Source organism: Burkholderia sp. Bmkn7 (assembly GCF_041103175.1).
Lineage (GTDB): Bacteria > Pseudomonadota > Gammaproteobacteria > Burkholderiales > Burkholderiaceae > Burkholderia > Burkholderia cepacia.
Genome location: NZ_JBGCUH010000002.1, coordinates 2,017,665 through 2,035,953 on the forward strand (window position 1 = coordinate 2,017,665; position 18,289 = coordinate 2,035,953).

Annotated in this window: 17 protein-coding genes; 9 read left to right on the forward strand and 8 right to left on the reverse strand. The window is 69.1% G+C overall.

Features of this window, described 5'->3' with window-relative positions:
• Positions 1 to 49 precede the first annotated feature (49 nt).
• Both AB3K92_RS14945 and AB3K92_RS14950 read left to right on the forward strand, forming a co-directional pair.
• Entirely contained in the window at positions 50 to 1,021 is a 972-nt protein-coding gene (locus tag AB3K92_RS14945) for a GlxA family transcriptional regulator (protein ID WP_048023102.1), read from the forward strand.
• Positions 1,022 to 1,098: 77 nt separating this feature from the next.
• On the forward strand, positions 1,099 to 2,247 hold the full coding sequence (locus tag AB3K92_RS14950; protein ID WP_059492289.1) for an epoxide hydrolase family protein: 1,149 nt from the start codon (positions 1,099 to 1,101) through the stop codon (positions 2,245 to 2,247).
• A gap of 102 nt (positions 2,248 to 2,349) precedes the next feature.
• Here the strand turns inward: AB3K92_RS14950 and AB3K92_RS14955 are convergent, their stop codons facing one another.
• Entirely contained in the window at positions 2,350 to 2,841 is a 492-nt protein-coding gene (locus tag AB3K92_RS14955) for a 2,4'-dihydroxyacetophenone dioxygenase family protein (protein ID WP_059484975.1), read from the reverse strand.
• Between the two features lie 168 nt (positions 2,842 to 3,009).
• Here AB3K92_RS14955 and AB3K92_RS14960 point away from each other — a divergent pair, with 168 nt between their 5' ends.
• The 3 genes from AB3K92_RS14960 to AB3K92_RS14970 are packed head-to-tail and all read left to right on the forward strand — an operon-like array spanning position 3,010 to position 5,106.
• On the forward strand, positions 3,010 to 3,480 hold the full coding sequence (locus AB3K92_RS14960) for a MarR family winged helix-turn-helix transcriptional regulator (protein WP_059484974.1): 471 nt from the start codon (positions 3,010 to 3,012) through the stop codon (positions 3,478 to 3,480).
• A gap of 37 nt (positions 3,481 to 3,517) precedes the next feature.
• Positions 3,518 to 3,853 (forward strand): hypothetical protein, encoded by a 336-nt coding sequence (locus AB3K92_RS14965; RefSeq protein ID WP_027791510.1) that lies wholly within the window; start codon positions 3,518 to 3,520, stop codon positions 3,851 to 3,853.
• Positions 3,850 to 5,106, forward strand: coding sequence for an MFS transporter (locus AB3K92_RS14970; RefSeq protein WP_059492288.1), 1,257 nt, complete (start codon positions 3,850 to 3,852; stop codon positions 5,104 to 5,106). The genes AB3K92_RS14965 and AB3K92_RS14970 overlap by 4 nt, the downstream gene beginning before the upstream one ends.
• A gap of 111 nt (positions 5,107 to 5,217) precedes the next feature.
• Here AB3K92_RS14970 and AB3K92_RS14975 read toward each other — a convergent pair whose 3' ends face one another.
• Entirely contained in the window at positions 5,218 to 6,171 is a 954-nt protein-coding gene (locus AB3K92_RS14975) for a LysR family transcriptional regulator (protein ID WP_021159214.1), read from the reverse strand.
• Between the two features lie 105 nt (positions 6,172 to 6,276).
• Between AB3K92_RS14975 and AB3K92_RS14980 the strand changes: the two genes are divergently transcribed.
• Together AB3K92_RS14980 and AB3K92_RS14985 are read left to right on the forward strand one after the other, a co-directional pair.
• Entirely contained in the window at positions 6,277 to 7,635 is a 1,359-nt protein-coding gene (locus AB3K92_RS14980) for an aspartate aminotransferase family protein (protein ID WP_059484972.1), read from the forward strand.
• Positions 7,636 to 7,684: 49 nt separating this feature from the next.
• Entirely contained in the window at positions 7,685 to 9,202 is a 1,518-nt protein-coding gene (locus AB3K92_RS14985; protein WP_369465343.1) for a CoA-acylating methylmalonate-semialdehyde dehydrogenase, read from the forward strand.
• Between the two features lie 130 nt (positions 9,203 to 9,332).
• Here AB3K92_RS14985 and AB3K92_RS14990 read toward each other — a convergent pair whose 3' ends face one another.
• From AB3K92_RS14990 to AB3K92_RS15005, 4 genes are all read right to left on the reverse strand, one after another.
• Positions 9,333 to 9,707, reverse strand: coding sequence for a hypothetical protein (locus tag AB3K92_RS14990; protein WP_021159211.1), 375 nt, complete (start codon positions 9,705 to 9,707; stop codon positions 9,333 to 9,335).
• A gap of 331 nt (positions 9,708 to 10,038) precedes the next feature.
• Positions 10,039 to 10,974, reverse strand: a complete 936-nt coding sequence (locus AB3K92_RS14995; RefSeq protein ID WP_369465344.1) for a DMT family transporter — start codon at positions 10,972 to 10,974, stop codon at positions 10,039 to 10,041.
• A 127-nt stretch (positions 10,975 to 11,101) separates the two neighbouring features.
• Positions 11,102 to 12,034, reverse strand: a complete 933-nt coding sequence (locus AB3K92_RS15000) for an AEC family transporter (protein ID WP_021159208.1) — start codon at positions 12,032 to 12,034, stop codon at positions 11,102 to 11,104.
• 191 nt (positions 12,035 to 12,225) lie between these two features.
• Positions 12,226 to 13,110: a LysR substrate-binding domain-containing protein gene (locus AB3K92_RS15005; RefSeq protein WP_059623071.1), complete on the reverse strand. Its 885-nt coding sequence runs from the start codon at positions 13,108 to 13,110 to the stop codon at positions 12,226 to 12,228.
• Positions 13,111 to 13,424: 314 nt separating this feature from the next.
• Between AB3K92_RS15005 and AB3K92_RS15010 the strand changes: the two genes are divergently transcribed.
• Complete coding sequence (locus AB3K92_RS15010; RefSeq protein ID WP_059707620.1) at positions 13,425 to 14,669, forward strand: serine hydrolase; 1,245 nt, start codon at positions 13,425 to 13,427, stop codon at positions 14,667 to 14,669.
• Between the two features lie 17 nt (positions 14,670 to 14,686).
• Here AB3K92_RS15010 and AB3K92_RS15015 read toward each other — a convergent pair whose 3' ends face one another.
• Positions 14,687 to 15,517, reverse strand: a complete 831-nt coding sequence (locus AB3K92_RS15015) for a GntR family transcriptional regulator (RefSeq protein WP_048023085.1) — start codon at positions 15,515 to 15,517, stop codon at positions 14,687 to 14,689.
• A gap of 132 nt (positions 15,518 to 15,649) precedes the next feature.
• Positions 15,650 to 16,585 carry a helix-turn-helix domain-containing protein gene (locus AB3K92_RS15020; protein WP_059650764.1) on the reverse strand — a complete coding sequence of 312 codons (936 nt, stop codon included), beginning with the start codon at positions 16,583 to 16,585 and terminating at the stop codon, positions 15,650 to 15,652.
• An 87-nt stretch (positions 16,586 to 16,672) separates the two neighbouring features.
• On the opposite strand from AB3K92_RS15020, the gene AB3K92_RS15025 reads away from it, so the two are divergent.
• Positions 16,673 to 18,112, forward strand: a complete 1,440-nt coding sequence (locus AB3K92_RS15025; RefSeq protein WP_048023170.1) for a cytochrome P450 — start codon at positions 16,673 to 16,675, stop codon at positions 18,110 to 18,112.
• The last annotated feature ends 177 nt before the right edge of the window (positions 18,113 to 18,289 follow it).

Sequence of the window (18,289 nt, forward strand, 5' to 3'; positions counted from 1 at the left end):
TGATTCAGGACATCGGGCCAACTCACTGGCCGGGGACGGGAGAACGCACATGCACCGTATCGGCTTTCTGATCAGCGACGGCTTCCAGATCATGGCGCTCGCCGCGCAGTCGGTGTTCGAGTACGCGAACATGGGCATGAGCGAGCCGTTCTACGTGATGGGCAACTATTCGGTCGACGGTGGCGACGTGCGCTCGTCGCTCGGGCTGCCGGTCGCCACGCACGCGCTGCGCGGGCAGCTTGCCGTCGATACGTGGATCGTCGCGGGCGTCAACGATCCGGTCGCGTCGCCGGCGCCGCCCGGCGTCGTCGCGTTCCTGCGCCGCGCCAACGCGCGCGCGCGGCGGATCGCCGGCATCTGCACGGGCGCGTTCGTGCTGGCCGAGGCCGGGCTGCTCGCGCAGCGCCGCGCGACGACACACTGGGCGTTCGGCCGCGACCTGCAGCGGGACTACCCGGAGATTCGCGTCGAGGAAGACCGGATCTACATCGTCGACGGGCCGATCTGGACGTCGGCCGGGATGACGGCCGGCCTCGACCTCGCGCTCGCGATGGTGGAAAAGGACCTGGGCGCGGATGCCGCCCGGTCGGTCGCGCACAAGCTCGTGATGCACCAGCGGCGGGCCGGCGGCCAGTCGCAGCATTCGGAAATGCTGGATCTCGCGCCGAAATCCGACCGGATCCAGAACGCGCTGAACTACGCGCGGCAGCATCTCGGCCGCGCGCTGACCGTCGAGGATCTCGCCGAAGCGGTGCACCTGAGCCCGCGCCAGTTCAGCCGCGTGTTCACGCTCGAGACGGGGCAGTCGCCCGCGAAGGCGATCGAGCGGCTGCGGCTGGAGTCCGCGCGGCTGATGATCGAGCAGAGCCGCCATTCGCTCGACGTGATTGCGAAGGAAAACGGCTTTCGCGACAGGCGGCACATGCGCGAGGCGTTCGTGCGCGGGTTCGGCGTGCCGCCGCAGGCGGTGCGGCGCGACGCGCGGGCGGATGAGCGGTCGGGCGAGCGGGAGGCGGGCTGACGCGTGCGCGCGAGCCGCTCTGCGCGCGCCGGAAAAATCGCGCAGAATCTCGTCGACCCGCCTCGCGAGGAGACCCGATGCACACCGCCCCGTTCGACATTGCGATTCCCGATCACGCGCTCGATGACCTGCGCCGGCGCCTGCGCGCCATGCGCGCACCGGCGCTGACCCCCGCAGAGCCGTGGCAGCAGGGCGTCGACGGCGCCTGGTTGCGCGAGCTGACCGCGTACTGGGCCGAACGCTTCGACTGGCGTGCGGCGGAGCGTGCGCTGAACCGGCTGCCGCAGTTCGTCGCAGACGCAGGCGGGCAGCGCGTGCATTTCATCCATCGACGCGGCGTCGGGCCGAGGCCTTATCCGCTCGTCATCACGCACGGCTGGCCCGGCTCCGTCTTCGAATTCGACGCGCTGATCGATCGCCTCTGCGACCCGGCGGCGTTCGGCGGCGATCCGGACGACGCGTTCGACGTCGTCGTGCCGTCGCTGCCCGGTTTCCTGTTCTCGCGGGCGCCCGCCGCACCCGGCATGTCCGCGTTTCAGGTCGCCGACCGCTGGGCGGCACTGATGTCCGGTCTCGGATACCGACGCTTCGGCGCGCAAGGCGGCGATCTCGGCGCAGGCGTGTCGATTGCGCTGGGCGCGCGGCATGCCGACGTGGTGGACGGCCTCCATCTGAACTTCCTGCCCGGCAGCTACGAGCCGCCGACCGATGCGGCCTTGCCGCTGACCGACGAGGAACGCGCATTCGTGACGCAGCGTGGCGAGTGGGCCGCGCTGGAAGGCGGATACGCGCATGTCCACATGACGAAGCCGCAGACGCTCGCCGTCGCGCTCAACGATTCGCCGGCCGGGCTGGCCGCGTGGATCGCCGAGAAATTCCGCGCGTGGAGCGATTGCGACGGCGACCTGGCGCGGCGGTTTTCGCACGACACGCTGCTGACCGGCATCTCGTTGTACTGGTTCACCGGCTGCATCGGCTCGTCGATGCAGATGTATTGGGAAAACCGGCTGCAGCCCATGCGCTTCGCGGCCGGGCAGCGCGTGGCGGTGCCCGTCGCGTTTGCGCGTTTTCCGAAGGAAATCGGCCGCCCGCCGCGCAGCTGGCTCGAACGGGTGTTCGACGTCGTGCAGTGGACCGACATGCCGAGCGGCGGCCATTTTGCCGCGATGGAGGAGCCGGATCTGCTGGCTGACGATGTCCGGCGGTTTTTCCGGCGGTTTCGGTAATGCGCGGGCAGGCCGGGGACGTTGGCGAAGCGCGCCGGCTGCCACCCGCACATCGGCGCGAGCCGGCACCACACGCATCGCGACGCGGCGATGCCGCCAGTGTTACCGCGTGACGAACGGCGCGGCGTCGTCCGGCGCCGTGCGCGCATGCTTGCGCTGGCGCAGCAGCGCGACGCGGCAGTTCTCGCGCGCGGTTTCGCGGCCTTCGTCGTCGAGCAGCACCAGATCGCCGCGCATCACGTTCAGCGTGATCACGTCCTCGCCCGGCGCGCCGAGCGTTTCCGGCGTATGCACCGAGCCGGCCGGTTCGAGCACCGTCGAGCCGGCGTGCGCGATCCAGTCGTATTCGAGGTAGCGCCACGCCCCCTGCAGCGTATGGACGAATACCTCGCCGTCGTGGCGATGGCGCGGCAGCGTGCCGCCGGCCGGCATCCTCAGCAGCGCGGTGAGCGTGTCCTCGGCCGCGTTGATGTGCAGGTACTTGATTGCGAGCCCGGGCAGGTCGGCGCTCATCGGCAGCCACGGCAGCGCGTCGCCGGGCAGGCACGAGATCGGCGGCAGGTCGGTGGAGAGCGGAGCGGACGGCTGCGTCATGGCGGGAAGCGGAGCGGAAATGGGGAGCCCGCATTATCGCAGAGCCGGCCTGCGCGGCCGAACGCGACGTTTCGCATCGGCTCGAGCGCAGGCGAAGGGACGATCCTTACAGGATGAAATATGCAGCTAAACTGTACAGTTTGACTGTACATCTGCTATCTTGAATTCATGAACCCGCCATTACCGCCCTCCGACGCGCTCCCACTGGCCGGTCTCGCCGGCGAACTCCGCATCTCGGTCGGCAAGCTGATGCGGCGGATGCGGGAGCAGATCCACCCGAACGACCTCACGTCATCGCAGAAGTCGGTGCTGTTGCGGCTCGACCGCGACGGCCCCGCGACCGTATCGGCCCTGGCGCGCGCCGAAAGCGTGCGCCCGCAGTCGATGCGCGTGACGGTCGCGACGCTCGAGACGCTGGGCGCCGTCAGCGGCGAGCCCGATCCGTCCGACGGCCGGCAGACGCTGATCGCGGTCACGCCCGGTTTCCGCAAGGTGCTGCAGGCGAACCGCGCGGCCAAGGACGACTGGCTGTTCCGCGCGCTGCACGCGCAACTGTCCACGGCCGAGCAGGCCGAACTCGCGTCCGCCGTGAAGCTGCTGCAGCGGCTCGCCGAATTCCAGGAAACGCCGCGCCCTTGAACCGCATCCGCCCGCTTGCCGAAAGGACAACCCGAACATGAACCTCCCGCATCTCGTCGCGTACTTCTTCGGCGGCGCGTTTCTCGCGAACGTCGTGCCGCATCTCGTCAGCGGATTGCGCGGCGAGCCGTTCCAGACCCCGTTCGCGAATCCGCCCGGGCGCGGGTTGTCGTCGTCCACCGTGAATGTCGTGTGGGGCGTCGCGAACCTCGTGATGGCTTATGTGCTGGTGTGCCGAGTGGGCGATTTCGACCTCCGGGTCACGGCCGATGCCGCGGCGTTCGGCCTCGGCATCCTCGCGCTCGGACTGTTTCTCGCGCGGCACTTCGGCGAACTGCACGGCGGCAACGAGCCCGACCGGGAGCGGCCATGAGTGTGCCGGCGGCGGGCGTGTTCCGCTCGCTTCGCAGTTTCAACTACCGTGTGTGGGCGATCGGTTCGCTGGTGTCGAACATCGGTACGTGGGTCCAGCGCACCGCGCAGGACTGGCTCGTCCTCACGCAGCTCACGCATCACGACGCATCGGCCGTCGGCACGGTGATGGCGCTGCAGTTCGGGCCGCAGTTGCTGCTGTTGCCGTGGACCGGCTACGCGGCCGACCGCTTCGACCAGCGCAAGCTGCTGATGGTGACGCAGGCGCTGATGGGCGTGCTGGCGCTGGTGCTCGGCGCGCTGACGGTCACGGGTGTCGCGCGGCTCGAGCATGTCTACGTGTTCGCGTTCCTGTTCGGCTGCGCGGCAGCGTTCGACGCGCCCGTGCGGCAGACCTTCGTCGCCGAACTGGTCGGCGATCGCGAACTCGCGAACGCGGTCGCGCTCAATTCGACGTCGTTCAACGCCGCGCGGATGATCGGCCCGGCGGCAGCGGGTTTCATGATCGCGTCGGTCGGCACGGGCTGGGCGTTTGTCGCCAACGGGCTCAGTTTCTTCGCGGTGCTGGTGTCGCTGTTGCTGCTCCGCGAGGACGAACTGCGCGCGAACCTGCGGGCGGGCCGCTCGCGCGGCGGCCTGCTCGACGGGTTCCGCTACGTGTGGCGGCGCGACGACCTGAAGGCGATCCTTTTGATGCTGTTCCTGATCGGCACGTTCGGGCTCAACTTCCAGCTGTTCATCTCGACGATGGCGGCCAGCGTGTTCCACGTCGATGCGCGCGGGTTCGGCGTGCTGTCGTCGATGATGGCGGTCGGCACGGTGTCGGGCGCGCTGCTCGCCGCGCGCCGCGAGCAGCCGCGCTTCCGGCATCTGTGGTTCGGCGCGGCGCTGTTCGGGCTCGGCTGCACGCTCGCCGCGCTGGCGCCGGGCTATTGGCTGTTCGCCGCCGCGCTGGTGCTGACCGGGATCGCCGCGATCACCTTCATGAACTCGACCAACAGCCTGATGCAGTTGTCCACCGAGCCGGCGATGCGCGGCCGCGTGATGGCGCTGCGCCTCGCGGTCGCGCTCGGCGGCACGCCGATCGGCGCGCCGGTGGCCGGCTGGGTCGCGAACCATCTCGGCCCGCGCTGGGCGCTCGGCGTCGGCGCGATGTCCGGTTTTGGCGCGGCGTTGGTCGCGACGCATTTCGTGAAGCGCAGCCGCGCGCAAGCGCAAGCCGACCGCGCGCGCGACCGGTTCGACGGCGTGTGACCGGGCGACCGGGCGGGGCGCTGGTGCCGCCGCCGCGCTTGTCGGTCCCTTCATCGCCGGCACGCTGCCGCACGACGGGTGGCCGGGAGCCCGGTCCTTTGCGTGGGTCGCCTACGCCGCCGGCCGTGCCGTCGCCGCGTGCGCGGCTTCCAGACACGACTGGAACAGCAGCGCGGCCCGCGACGGCCGCGGCGAGCGCCGCAGCAGGCTCACGAACCGGCACCGGTAATTGAACCGGTGCGGCGCGATCGGCTGCATCAGCCCCTTGTTTTCAAAACTTTCCGCGTAATGGTCGGGCAGGAAGCCGAGATAGCGGCCGGACAGGATCAGCGTCGCGATCGACTCCTGATCCGACGCGGTCGCGCTGCGCGTGAGCTTCGCGCGGTGGCTCAGCTCCATGTTCGGCGAATGGAAGCCGAGCCCCGCGAATGCATGGTTGCGGATCGTCGTCCACGTGAGCTTGCCGTGCGGCGCGTCGTAAAGCGGATGCTGGCGGCCGCAGTACAGCAGCATCCGTTCGTCGAACAGCTCCGAATACACGAGGCTGCCGGAGTTGCGGTGCGCGGGAATGATCCCGACCTGGTAGCTGCCGTCGATGATCCCGCGCTCGACCTCGTTGATCGACGCGACATGCAGGTTCAGCGCGACGTCGGGCGCTTCGTCGGCGAACTGGCGAATTGCGTCGCCGAGGCGAGCGTTCGCGTTGGTGGCCGTCTTGTCGAACACCGCGACATGCAATTCGCCGCCCATCCGGTCGTGAATGCCGTCTATCCTGCTTCTAAACGCTTCCATCGACGCGAGCAGCCGCAGTGTCTCCTCGTACACGGTCTGCCCCTCGGGCGTCAGCGTGAAACCCGCGCGGCCGCGCCGGCACAGCACGAGGCCGACGCGCGTTTCGAGGTCCTTCACGTGCCGGCTGATCGTCGAGATGCCGATATTCAGTTCCAGTTCAGCCGCCGCCATCCCGCCGCACTGCACGACGCCCTTGAAGACCCGCAGCAGGCGGAGATCCATGTCGCTGAGCTGCCCGAGCAGCGCGCGGCTCTTCGGTTTCTTTGCTTGCATAGTTGCGCAAGTGAACATTGATATTGCGATATTGAAGAGACTAATTGGCCTCCCGACAATGCGCAACATCATCACAAGAAGGAGGGGCGCGCCGCGCCGACCGACATGACCGACATCACCACCGCCGCGCAGCAGGACGACACGACCATCCGCACCGACGCCGCGTGGCTCGACGCGCACTGGATGCCGTTCACGGCCAACCGCCAGTTCAAGGCCGACCCGCGCATGATCGTGTCGGGCAAGGGCGCGTATTACACGGACGCCGAAGGCCGCAAGATCTTCGACGGCCTGTCGGGCCTCTGGTGCACGGGCCTCGGCCACGGCCGCACGGAAATCGTCGAAGCCGTGAGCCGCCAGGTCGCGCAGCTCGACTACGCGCCGGCGTTCCAGTTCGGCCATCCGAAATCGTTCGAGCTCGCCAACAAGATCAAGGAACTGACGCCGGCCGGCCTCGACTACGTGTTCTTCACGGGGTCGGGCTCGGAAGCGGCCGACACCTCGCTGAAGCTGGCCCGTGCGTACTGGCGCGCGAAGGGCAAGGGCACGAAGACGCGCCTGATCGGCCGCGAGAAGGGTTATCACGGCGTGAACTTCGGCGGTATCTCGGTCGGCGGGATCGGGCCGAACCGCAAGCTGTTCGGCCAGGGGATCGACGCCGACTTCCTGCCGCACACGCAACTCGCCGAAAACAAGTTCTCGCGCGGGATGCCCGAGCACGGCGCCGAGCTGGCCGACCGCCTGCTCGACCTGATCGCGCTGCACGACGCGTCGAACATCGCGGCCGTGATCGTCGAGCCGTTCTCCGGTTCGGCGGGCGTGGTCGTGCCGCCGAAGGGCTATCTGAAGCGCCTGCGCGACATCTGCACCGCGCACGACATCCTGCTGATTTTCGACGAAGTCATCACGGGCTTCGGCCGCGCCGGCGCGATGACGGGCGCCGACGCATTCGGCGTGGTGCCGGACATCCTGAACTTCGCGAAGCAGGTGACGAACGGCGCGCAGCCGCTCGGCGGCGTGGTCGCGACGAAGGAAATCTACGACACGTTCATGGCCGCGGGCGGCCCCGAGTACATGCTCGAGTTCCCGCACGGCTACACGTATTCGGCGCATCCGGTCGCGTGCGCGGCCGGTGTCGCGGCGCTCGACCTGCTGGTGAAGGAAGACGCGGTGGCCCGCGTGCGCGATCTCGCGCCGCATTTCGAGGCGGCCGTGCACGGGCTGAAGGGCCAGCGCCATATCGCGGACATCCGCAACTACGGGCTGGCTGCCGGCCTGACGATCGCGGCACTGCCGGGCGAGCCGGCACGGCGCCCGTACGAGATCGCGATGCGCTGCTGGGCGAAGGGCTTCTACGTGCGCTACGGCGGCGACACGATCCAGCTGGCGCCTCCGTTCATCTCGGAGAAGCGCGAGATCGACAACCTGGTCAACGCGCTGTCCGACGCACTGAACGAAGTGGACTGAGCCGCGGCGCGCACCGACCGACAACCGAATTCACGAAAGAGCCTCAACGATGAAACACGACAGCAATGTGACCTCCACCGTCGGCCACCTGATCGACGGCAAGCGCGTCGACGGCGGCAGCCGCGTCCAGCCGGTATTCGACCCGGCGACCGGCGAATCGCACAAGAGCGTCGCGCTCGCCGACAAGCTGACCGTCGAAGCCGCGATCGCGTCCGCGCAGGCTGCGTTCCCGGCCTGGCGCAACACGCCGCCGCTGAAGCGCGCCCGCGTGATGAGCCGCTTCAAGACGCTGCTCGAGGAACACGCCGACGAACTGTGCGCGCTGATCACGGCCGAGCACGGCAAGGTGCTCGCCGATGCGATGGGCGAACTGCAGCGCGGGATCGAGAACGTCGAATACGCGACCTACGTGCCCGAGCTGCTGAAGGGCGAGCACAGCAAGAACGTCGGCCCCGCGATCGATTCGTGGAGCGAGTTCCAGGCGCTCGGCGTCGCGGCCGGCATCACGCCGTTCAACTTCCCGGTGATGGTGCCGCTGTGGATGTGGCCGATGGCCGTCGCGTGCGGCAACACGTTCGTGCTGAAGCCGTCCGAGCGCACGCCGTCGTCGACGCTGCGCATGGCCGAGCTCGCGCTCGAAGCGGGCCTGCCGCCGGGCGTGCTGAACGTCGTGAACGGTGACAAGGAAGCGGTCGACACGCTGCTGACCGACCCGCGCGTGAAGGCCGTGAGCTTCGTCGGCTCGACGCCGATCGCCGAATACATCTATTCGACCGGCTGCGCGCACGGCAAGCGCGTGCAGGCGCTCGGCGGCGCGAAGAACTTCGCGATCGTGATGCCGGACGCCGACATCGGCAACGCGGTGAACGCGCTGATGGGCGCCGCGTACGGGTCGTGCGGCGAACGCTGCATGGCGATTCCGCTGGTCGTCGCGATCGGCGACGAGACGGGCGACAAGGTGGTGGCGGGCCTGAAGGCCGAGATCGAGAAGATGAAGGTCGGCCCGGGCAACGGCGCGGGCGTTGACATGGGCCCGCTCGTCACGCAGCAGCATTTCGAGAAGGTGACAGGCTTCGTCGACGCCGGCGTGGCGGCAGGCGCGACGCTCGTCGTTGACGGCCGCGGCGTGAAGGTCGACGGCCACGACGGCGGTTATTACCTCGGCCCGTGCCTGTTCGACAACGTGAAGCCCGGCATGCCGATCTACCAGCACGAGATCTTCGGGCCCGTGCTCGGCGTGATCCGCCTGAAGTCGCTCGACGAGGCGATGGCGCTGATCGACGCGCACGAGTACGGCAACGGCACGTGCCTGTTCACGCGCGACGGCGAGGCCGCGCGCTACTTCAGCGACAACATCCAGATCGGCATGGTCGGCATCAACGTGCCGCTGCCGGTGCCGGTTGCCTACCACTCGTTCGGCGGCTGGAAGCGTTCGCTGTTCGGCGACCTGCATGCGTATGGCCCGGACGCCGTGCGTTTCTACACGAAGCGCAAGACGATCACGCAGCGCTGGCCGTCGGCCGGCGTGCGCGAAGGAACGGTGTTCAGCTTCCCGTCGAACCGCTGACGCGCTACCCGGCCGCATGAACCGGCCGCCTGCGGGCGGACGGTGCAACGCGGCCGGCGCGATCGCGAGCAGGCCCGCCCGGATCGATGATCCGGGCGGTTTTTTTTACGTCCGCGCGGCGGAACGACGCTTACGGCGCGACCACGTGCCACATGTCCTTGAAGTTGTCGCCGTTGCGGTCGCCCTGTTTCATGTCCTTCGAGAAGAAGTACAGCGGCTTGCCCTTGTATGCCCATTGCGGGCTGCCGTCGTCGCGCTTGACGATCGTGTAGGGCCCGACCGGAACGTCGGTCGCGCTGGCCTTGTAGGGCGGCCAGAAGGATTCGCACTGGCCCGTGCACGCGCTGGTGCCGGCGTTGGCCTTGTCCTTGTCGAACGTGTAGACGGTCATCCCGTTCGCGGCGACGAGCGAACCGTTTTCGACTTTCGTGATCGAGCCTTGAGCCGACGCCGATGCGGATGCAATGGCGAGCAGGGCGGAGCTGACGAGCAGCGCGGCTTTCATGAGGGCCTCCTGTAATCCGGTGGGCGGCCGCGATCGTGCACGGGCGAGCGTGCGCCGGGATCGCGATGAATGGTGCCGGAGCGCGGCGCCGTCGCCGGTGCGAGCGACGCAGGGTCGAATGGCGACAAACGGAGCGCTCCATTCACGATAGGCGGTTTTTGGCGGGGCTGCGAGAACATCGGGGGCGTATCGGCGGGCATATCGGGGGCGTATCGTGGGGCGTATCGGCATCGGCCGCCCGTCTGCGTCACGCAACGGGCCGTGATCGCCGCCGCGCGTCGTTCCGGTATTCGACATCCGTCCCCGAGTGCGCGTCGCGCCCGCCCATCGATCAGCGTTTCGCGCGATTGGTCAGCGCGACGCCCGCGATCACGAGCGCACCGCCCGCCAGCATCGACGGCGACAACGGCTCGCCGAGCAGCGCGACCGACAGCAGCACGCCGAACACGGGTACCAGGTTGGTGAACACGGCCGCGCGGGCCGGCCCGAGTTCGCGGATGCCCTGCGAATACCAGACGAACGCGACCACCGTGCCGATCGCGCCGAGATAGAGCATCGACGCGACGGCCTGCCACGTCAGCGGCGTGCCGCTGCCGGCGGGAGGGCCGAACAGGTGCGCGACGACCAGCAGCGCGAGGCCCCACAGTGCCGCATACGTCGTCGCCGCCAGCGGCGACAGCCCGTCGAGCGCGCGCCGGCCGATCACGGTATAGGCGGCCCAGCTCAGCACCGCGCACAGCATGAAGCGTTCGCCGGCACCGAACGTGTTGCCGAGATCGGTCAGCACCCGCAGCCATTCGCCGCGGCTGATCACGACCAGCGCGCCGACCAGCGCGACGGCGATGCCGGCCCAGCGCGACAGCGACAGGCGTTCCCCGCGCACGACGATCGACAGCAGCACGGCGGTGGCGACCGGGTTCAACGCGACGAACAGCGCGGTGCGGCCTGCCGGCATCCGCGCGAGCGCCGCGAAAAAACACACGTTGTACAGGAAGATGCCGGTCGCACCGAGCCCGAAGGTCGTCACGACCTGGCGGCCGCTCAGCTTCGGCAGCCCGCCTTCGATCTTCCACGTCAGCACGACCAGCATCAGCGCGGCAATCCCGAAGCGGCCGGTGGCTGCCGAGGTGGCGGACATCGTCGCGGCGAGGATCCGGCCCGCGATGAACGTCCCGCCCCAGAACAGCGCGACGAGCGTGAGCTTCACGTAGACGGCCGCGTGCGGCCGGGTGGCGGCGATGGCGGCGGGTGGGGCGGGAGCGTTCATGTGACGGGTTTTTCTCGGTGAGCGCCTGCGGCAACGCGTGAACGAGCGCGCGCGGCCGGTCATGCCGAATCGCGCGATGGCCCGCGTGCAGGCTGGATTCAGGGGGAAATGAGCGGTCGTTACGTTGTCAGCGAAACGCGGGTGCCGACGCGAGCGCGGTCAGCACGACGGGCATCGCGAGCGCCGCCGCGATCGTCTGGAATGCGGTGATGCCGGCCATCAGCGGCGCGTCGCCGCCGAGCTGGCGCGCCATGATGTAGGACGCCGACGACGTCGGCAGCGCCTGGAACAGCAGCGCGACCGTCAGCGCGGCATCGCCGAGCCCGAACAGGCGGCCGGCGGCGAGCGTGATGAGCGGCATCGCCATGAACTTGAACGCCGACGCTACGCAGACCGGCTGCAGCCACGCACGCGCCGCATCGAATTTCAGTGCCGCGCCCACGCACAGCAGGCCGAGCGGCATCGACGCGGCGCCGAGCGCGCGCACGGCCGGCTCGACGGCCGCCGGGAACGTGACGCCGCCGGCCTGCAACGCGATCCCGAGCGCGCACGCGACGACGAGCGGATTCGACAGGATCTGGCGCACGAGGGCCGCCGCGCCGAGCCGCGTGCTGCCGTAGCGCGCGAATACGAGCACGCACATCAGGTTGACGGTCGGGACGATCGCCGCGACGCACACGGCCGCGAGCGCGATGCCTTTTGCGCCGAACAACCCGGCCGCGAGCGCGGTGCCGACATAGTTGTTGAAGCGCACGGCACCCTGGAACACCGACGTGAAGCCGGCGCCGTCGACCTGCACGAACGGGCGAACCAGCAGGAGAAGCGCCGCGGCGAGTGCGGTCGAACCGACCAGCGCCGCCGCGAGCGGTAAAACGGGCAGTGACTGCAGCCGCGCGTTCGCGAGGCCGTCCGCGAACAGCGCGGGCAGCAGCACGTAGTAGCACAGCCGCTCGGCCTGCGGCCAGAACGCGTCGGCGATGAAGCCCGTGCGCCGCAGGCCGTGGCCGCACGCGACCAGCAGCGCGACCGGCGCCAGCGCGAGCAGGATCGGGCCGATCATCGGGGCGCCTTCACATGAGGCGGCGTGACCGTGCAGGCCGTGCGGGCCGCGGCGAGCGACTGGCACGCAAAACGGCGGAACGAGGCGGGCATCCATCCGGCGGGCAACATGGCGACACGCAAGCGAAAGAGTGACGATGGCGCCAAGTTAACACGCGCAAGCAACAGGAATAATGGTTAATTATCGGGTGTTCAATGAGAAATTCTCATCGATGACGCGGTGACTTCGGCCGCCAGCGCGCGCGCGAAACGTTCGGCCGGACGCGACTGGTGTTCGAGCAGGACGACCGCGCGCCCCATCTGCGGCTGGCCGAACGGCAAGCGCGTGACGGGCGGCAGGCGCGCGAGCGTCGAATCGGGGAGTGCGACGATCGCCGCGCCGAGCCCTCGCGCGACCATGCGCGCGATCGTTTCCGCGCTGTCCAGCACCATCTCCTCGCGCACCCGCACGCCGATGCGGCGCAGTTCGGCGGCGATCATGCGGCCGGCCCACGCCTGCGCATCGAAGCGGATGAACGGCAGCGCGCCGAGCAGCGTGCCCGCGTCGCGTTCCGCCTGGTCCGGCGGCGCGAGCAGCCAGAAGCGATCCTCGTACAGTGTGGTCCACGTGAGTTCCGCCGGATGCGGGCGCACGGGGCGTGTCGTGATCGCCGCATCGAGTTCGCCGGCCGCGACGCGGTTCGCCAGTTCGGCCGACATGCCGGCCGACACGTGCACGCGCAGCCCCGGATGCGCGGCGCGCAGCGCGAGCAGCGCGTCGGGCAGCGGGCCCGACAGCGCGGTCTGGATCGCGCCGATCCGCAGGCGGCCGACGAGCTTCTTCTCGTCGCTGAGCGCATCGGGAATCCGGTCGACCATCGCGAGCACCTGCTCGGCCTGCGCGAGCAGGATGTTGCCGGCCTCGGTGAGTACCGGCTGCCGGCGCGAGCGATCGAACAACTGCACGTTGTATTCGCTTTCCAGCGTCTTGATCTGCAGGCTCACCGCCGATTGCGTGAGGCCGATGGCTTCGCCGGCGCGCGCGAAAGTCCGGTATCGGGCGATGGCGACCAGCGTTCTGAAGGCGCGGAGTGACATAAGCGGGCTGAGGTGGGAAGAGGCAGCCGTGTGCGAAACGCAGCCCGGCCGGCGCATTCGCAATGCGACGAGGGGAAACGGGGTTCGCAAGGCAGCCGCCAGGGTTCGCGACATCATGCCCGCGCGCCTCGAATCGGGCAACCGGCCCACATGAGACGCGCCGCATGTTGCCGACGCGTCGCGCCGGTTCACGCATTCTTCAAAATGATATAGTTCTATTTTTAGAATGTTTGGACCGGACAAGCGCGCTGCCCGAAGCGAGGCGGGCGCGGGTTCCGGCGCGTCGAGACCGAAGTGGAAAGAGGAGCAGGGGCATGACCAAGGTGGCATATCCGGGTTTGTCGTCGCAGCGGCTGAAAGCGCTCGACATGCGGCTGAACGAACGGTACGTGGCGTCCGGGCGCTTGCCGGGGGCGGTGACGATGATCCATCGCCGTGGCGAGCTGGCGCACGTGAACGTCGTCGGTTCCATGGATGTCGAGCGCGCGAAGCCGATGCGCGAGGACGCGATTTTCCGCATCTATTCGATGACCAAGCCGATCACGAGCGTCGCGTTCATGACGCTGGTCGAGCAGGGTCGGGTGGCGCTCGACGATCCCGTGTCGAGTGTGATCCCGGCATGGAAGGACCTGGGCGTCGCCGTGGCCGGCGCACGAAGCCTCGGCGGGTTCCAGACCCGGCCGGTTGCCCGCGAGATGCTGATGGTGGATCTGCTGCGCCACACGGCGGGGTTGTCGTATTTCTTCCAGGCCAGGACGAACGTCGATGCCGCGTACCGCGAACTCGCGATCGGCGAACCGGGCAACCCGGGCGGTCTCGACGGCATGATCGCGGATCTGGCCGGGCTGCCGCTCGACTACTCGCCGGGCGATGAGTGGAATTATTCGGTCGCGACGCACGTGCTCGGTTATCTCGTCGAGAAGATCTCCGGGCAGCCGTTTGCCGACTACCTGAAGCATGCGCTGTTCGATCCCATCGGCATGCCCGACACCGGTTTCTTCGTGCCGGACGAGCAGGCCGAGCGCCTGTGCGCGTGTTATTGCCCGGGCCCGGATGGCGCTCTCGTGCTGCAGGACGACCCGGCGACCAGCGCGTTTCGCCGGCCGCCGGCGCTGGCTTCGGGCGGCAGCGGGCTCGTGTCGACGGCCGGCGATTACCTGCGCTTCTGCCGGATGCTGTTGAACCGCGGTTCGATCGACGGGCACCGGATCCTGAGCCCGAAGACCGTCGAACTGATGACGATCAACCATCTGCCCGGCGGCCGGACGCTCGACCGGATGTCGCGCTCCACGTTCAGCGAGGCCGTGTATCCGGGGCTCGGGTTCGGGCTCGGCTTCGCCGTGACGCAGGACCTTGCCGCGACGATGCAGCCAGGCAGCGTCGGCGATTACTTCTGGGGCGGTGGCGCCAGCACGGCTTTCTGGATCGATCCGGCCGAAGACCTGATCGTGGTGTTCATGACGCAGCTTCTGCCGTCGACGACATACCGGATTCGCCGCGACCTGCGGCATTGGGTCTACGGGGCGATGTGCGACGGCGATGGCGACGCGGCGGCTTGAAGGGCGGGGCAGGCGGGTCAGGCCGCCGGCTTGCGCGCGCCTTTCCGGGTTCCGGCACGCGGTGACGGGATCAAGTCGGCGCTTCGGTCGTTACCGTCGAGATCATGCGTGATGTCGAGCACGAAACGGTCGGCGCGATACAGGTAGAGCCCCGCATGGACGATGCAGCCGTCGCCGTCGGTCCACCAGCGGCGCATGCGAATCAGCATGTCGGCCATGCTGAAGTCGGCACCGTCCGACGCGAGCAGGTCGGCCGTCTCCTGGTCCGCATAGGCGGCCGTGATTTCCTGGCGTGCCTTCGCGAGCGGAAGACGGTTGTATTGACGGACGAGATAGCCGACCTTGCGCCGCGCGTCGCTGCCCTTCGGAAACCGGTCGTAGGTTTCCCGCGCGACGTAGCTGTCCATCACGCCGTAAGGCGCGCCGTCGTGCAGCTGAAGCGTGCGGATCCGCATGTAGGCGGCGCGCATGGGTTGGCCCGTCTGCAACGCGGCGGGCAGCGCGGTCACGGCTTCGCGCAGCAGCACGCGCAGGGTCTGGCCGGGTGCGAGTTGCAGCGGATCGTTGATCGCGGCGCGCAGCGCCGGGTTATCCGGGGGAGAGAGGACATCGGCCGTGACGAACGTGCCGCGCCCGCGGGCACTGCTCACGAGCCCTTCGGCGCTCAGTTCGGCCAGCGCCTGGCGCACCGTGATCGTGCCCGCCCGATAGAACGCGCACAGCTCGGGAATCGGCGGCAACTGGTCGCCGCGCTTCCACTCGCCTTGATGGATTCGTCCGCGAAGCAGGCTGGCAATCCGCGCATAAAGGGCGACCCCTTTGCGTTCGGCGGGCGACGACGGGTTCAATCACGGGCTCCTGGAATCGTGCGGGTGGCGGGGTGACCGGGCGGGGCAGGCATGGCGCCTGTCAATGCCCAACATTCTACTCTTGGAATGTATGGCGCCATTCGCGAGGCAGGGCCGTGACGCCGCCGTGCGTCACACCCACAGCCGGTACATCCAGAACGATTCGTCTTCGATGAAGCGCTGCGTGAATTCGCTCGGCGAGAATCCCGTGATGCGCTTGACCTCGCGGCTCAGGTGCGCCTGGTCGGCGAATCCTTCGTCGAGCGCGAGCGTCGCCCAGTTGAACGCGGTGCCGGCATCGAACCGGTCGCGTGCCGCGAAGAACGCGCTTTCCGTCCTGACGAGCGCCTGCCATTCGCGCAGCGATCGGCCGCTGTAGGTCTTGATGCGCCGTTCGACCTGGCGCGGGCTGTGCGTGCCGCGCCACTCGCGTGCCTGCAGCGCCAGACGCTCGACCCAGCTGCGCCCCGCATTGCGAAGCGAAGACAGCGGCGTCGCGGGCCGCAGCGTCCGCCAGCGAGGCGCGAGATGACGATCGATCGCCGCCAGCACGTCCGCGTCGCCATCCGCGCCGAGCAGTGCATCGAGCAGCGGGTGCCAGTCGCGGCCGAGGCACGCGTGTGCATCGAGCACGCGGTCGTGGATGTCCGGCAGCGCGATGCCGAACAACGTCCGCGCGGCGTCGGCGGTGAAACAGATCATGCCGATCAGCCCGCCCGTCGGCGCCCACGCGACGGTGGGAGACGAATGGCTGCCCGACAGCGTCGCCGCCGCGCCGAAGGGGCGCCACCGCGGGCCGTCGGGGGCGGGCTCGATGAAGCCCACGTCGAGATCCCGGTACCACGACACGCAGACGAGCGGCGTGGCCGGAAAATGCGAAAGCCGTTGCGCGTCGCTCGACGCGACGCCGCGCGAGTCGCACAGAACGATCGCGACCACCGCGCCCTGCAGCGCGGCAGGCGCGGGATGCAGCCGCGCATGCGGCAGCCGCCCGCCGCCCGCGACGCGAGGCGCGCGGGCAAGCGGATCGGGACATGACAGCGGAATCGATGGCGGGCCGGAGAACATGACGCCGCAGTATAGGGACGGGGCCAACGCGTGTCGATGTCGTTTGCGTTCAAGACCGCCGCCGCACCGATGCGGAGAATCCGGCACATGAACACACGATCCTCTTCCCAATGTCCATTCCACGCGGGCACCGCTGCGGCGGCGCCCGTGCTTCACCCGCCCGGCGTATGGCCGCCGGGGCCGCCCGCCGGCCTGACGGGTTGGGGGTTGCTGCGCACGATGTCGCGCGACCTGATCGGCGCGCTTGGCGACTGGCAGCGCACGTATGGCGACGTCGTGCACTTGCGCGTGTGGCCCGAGCATGCCGTGGTCGTGACCGATCCGGCGCTCGTGCGCGAGCTGCTGGTCACGCACCACGATGCGCTCGGGCGCTGGGAGCGCGCCATCCGCGTCTTCGCGGAGGTCCACGGCCAAAGCGTGCTGGTCGCCGAGGGCGATGCGTGGCGCGACAAGCGGCAAGCGCTGCAGCCCGGCTTCATGCCGAAGCCGGTTCAGGCGTTCGTTCCGGCGATCGCGGCGACGGCCGGTCATGCGCTCGCGCAATGGCCCGCGCATGATCCGGAGTGGCCGATCGAAAGCGCGCTGACGTCGCTGGCGATGGACGTGATCATGCGCACGATGTTCTCCGATACGATCGGCGGCGATGCGCGCGCGGCCGAAGAGGCGGTGCGCGTGGTGAGCGCCGCGGCGAACGCGGCGTTTTACCAGCCGGTGAGCACGCCGAGCTGGGTGCCGTGGAAGCGCCGCACGGCACGCGCGATGGCGGTGCTGAAAGGGGTGATCGACCGGCAGCTGCATGCGCGCCTCGACCGGCCCGAGCGTACCTGGCCCGACGATCTGCTGTCACGCCTGTTGCGGCTGCATCGGGCCGATGCGCGGAAATGGCCGCTGCGGGCCGTGCACGACGAATGCGTGACGGCGTTCCTGGCCGGCCACGAGACGACCGCCGGGGCGCTGACTTGGTGGGCATGGTGCATGGCCGCGAATCCGGCCGTGCAAGCCGCCGCGCGCGACGAGGTGTCTCGCGTGCTGGGCGGTCGTGCGCCGTCCTCGGAGACGCGCACGTCGTTGCGTTACCTGTCGCAGACGCTCGACGAAACGCTGCGCCTGTACCCGTCCGCGCCGATCCTGATCAGCCGTCGCGCAGCGCGGCCGATCGCGCTGGGCGCGTGGCAGTTTCCCGCGCGCACGCTGTTCATGCTGCCGCTGCAACTGATGCAGCGCGATCCTCGATGGTTCCCCGAGCCCGATACGTTCCGCCCCGAACGCTTCGCCGACGATGCGCCGGCGCTGCCGCGCGGCGCCTGGATGCCGTTCGGCACGGGCCCGCGCGTGTGCCTCGGGCAGCATCTGGCGATGACCGAGATGACGGTCGTGGCCGCCATGGTCCTGCAGCGCTACGTGTTGTCGGTGCCGCCCGGCATGGCGCCGCCGCGCGCGGTGCTGAACGTGACGCTGCGACCGCGGCAGGCGTTGCATCTGGCGATCGCGCCGACCGGGCTGGCGGCCGATACGGTCTCCGAATGACGGGGGCATGAGCGGCCGATTCGACGGGGCCGGCATCGCGCGAGCGCACACCGTGCGCGCGATGCGGTGTCGTCGAATCGTCGGAATGTGAAGGCGTGCCGGCAATCGTTTTCGGCGCCACTGGCGCGGCATCGCGCAGCACCTATGCTTGAAGGGCCCAGGCCGGGTGGCGCCCAA

Coding starts and splice junctions, on each gene's coding strand:
- AB3K92_RS14945 (WP_048023102.1), top strand. CDS start 50: ATGCACCGTATCGGCTTTCTGATCAGCGACGGCTTCCAGATCATGGCG.
- AB3K92_RS14950 (WP_059492289.1), top strand. CDS start 1,099: ATGCACACCGCCCCGTTCGACATTGCGATTCCCGATCACGCGCTCGAT.
- AB3K92_RS14955 (WP_059484975.1), bottom strand. CDS start 2,841: ATGACGCAGCCGTCCGCTCCGCTCTCCACCGACCTGCCGCCGATCTCG.
- AB3K92_RS14960 (WP_059484974.1), top strand. CDS start 3,010: ATGAACCCGCCATTACCGCCCTCCGACGCGCTCCCACTGGCCGGTCTC.
- AB3K92_RS14965 (WP_027791510.1), top strand. CDS start 3,518: ATGAACCTCCCGCATCTCGTCGCGTACTTCTTCGGCGGCGCGTTTCTC.
- AB3K92_RS14970 (WP_059492288.1), top strand. CDS start 3,850: ATGAGTGTGCCGGCGGCGGGCGTGTTCCGCTCGCTTCGCAGTTTCAAC.
- AB3K92_RS14975 (WP_021159214.1), bottom strand. CDS start 6,171: ATGCAAGCAAAGAAACCGAAGAGCCGCGCGCTGCTCGGGCAGCTCAGC.
- AB3K92_RS14980 (WP_059484972.1), top strand. CDS start 6,277: ATGACCGACATCACCACCGCCGCGCAGCAGGACGACACGACCATCCGC.
- AB3K92_RS14985 (WP_369465343.1), top strand. CDS start 7,685: ATGAAACACGACAGCAATGTGACCTCCACCGTCGGCCACCTGATCGAC.
- AB3K92_RS14990 (WP_021159211.1), bottom strand. CDS start 9,707: ATGAAAGCCGCGCTGCTCGTCAGCTCCGCCCTGCTCGCCATTGCATCC.
- AB3K92_RS14995 (WP_369465344.1), bottom strand. CDS start 10,974: ATGAACGCTCCCGCCCCACCCGCCGCCATCGCCGCCACCCGGCCGCAC.
- AB3K92_RS15000 (WP_021159208.1), bottom strand. CDS start 12,034: ATGATCGGCCCGATCCTGCTCGCGCTGGCGCCGGTCGCGCTGCTGGTC.
- AB3K92_RS15005 (WP_059623071.1), bottom strand. CDS start 13,110: ATGTCACTCCGCGCCTTCAGAACGCTGGTCGCCATCGCCCGATACCGG.
- AB3K92_RS15010 (WP_059707620.1), top strand. CDS start 13,425: ATGACCAAGGTGGCATATCCGGGTTTGTCGTCGCAGCGGCTGAAAGCG.
- AB3K92_RS15020 (WP_059650764.1), bottom strand. CDS start 16,585: ATGTTCTCCGGCCCGCCATCGATTCCGCTGTCATGTCCCGATCCGCTT.
- AB3K92_RS15025 (WP_048023170.1), top strand. CDS start 16,673: ATGAACACACGATCCTCTTCCCAATGTCCATTCCACGCGGGCACCGCT.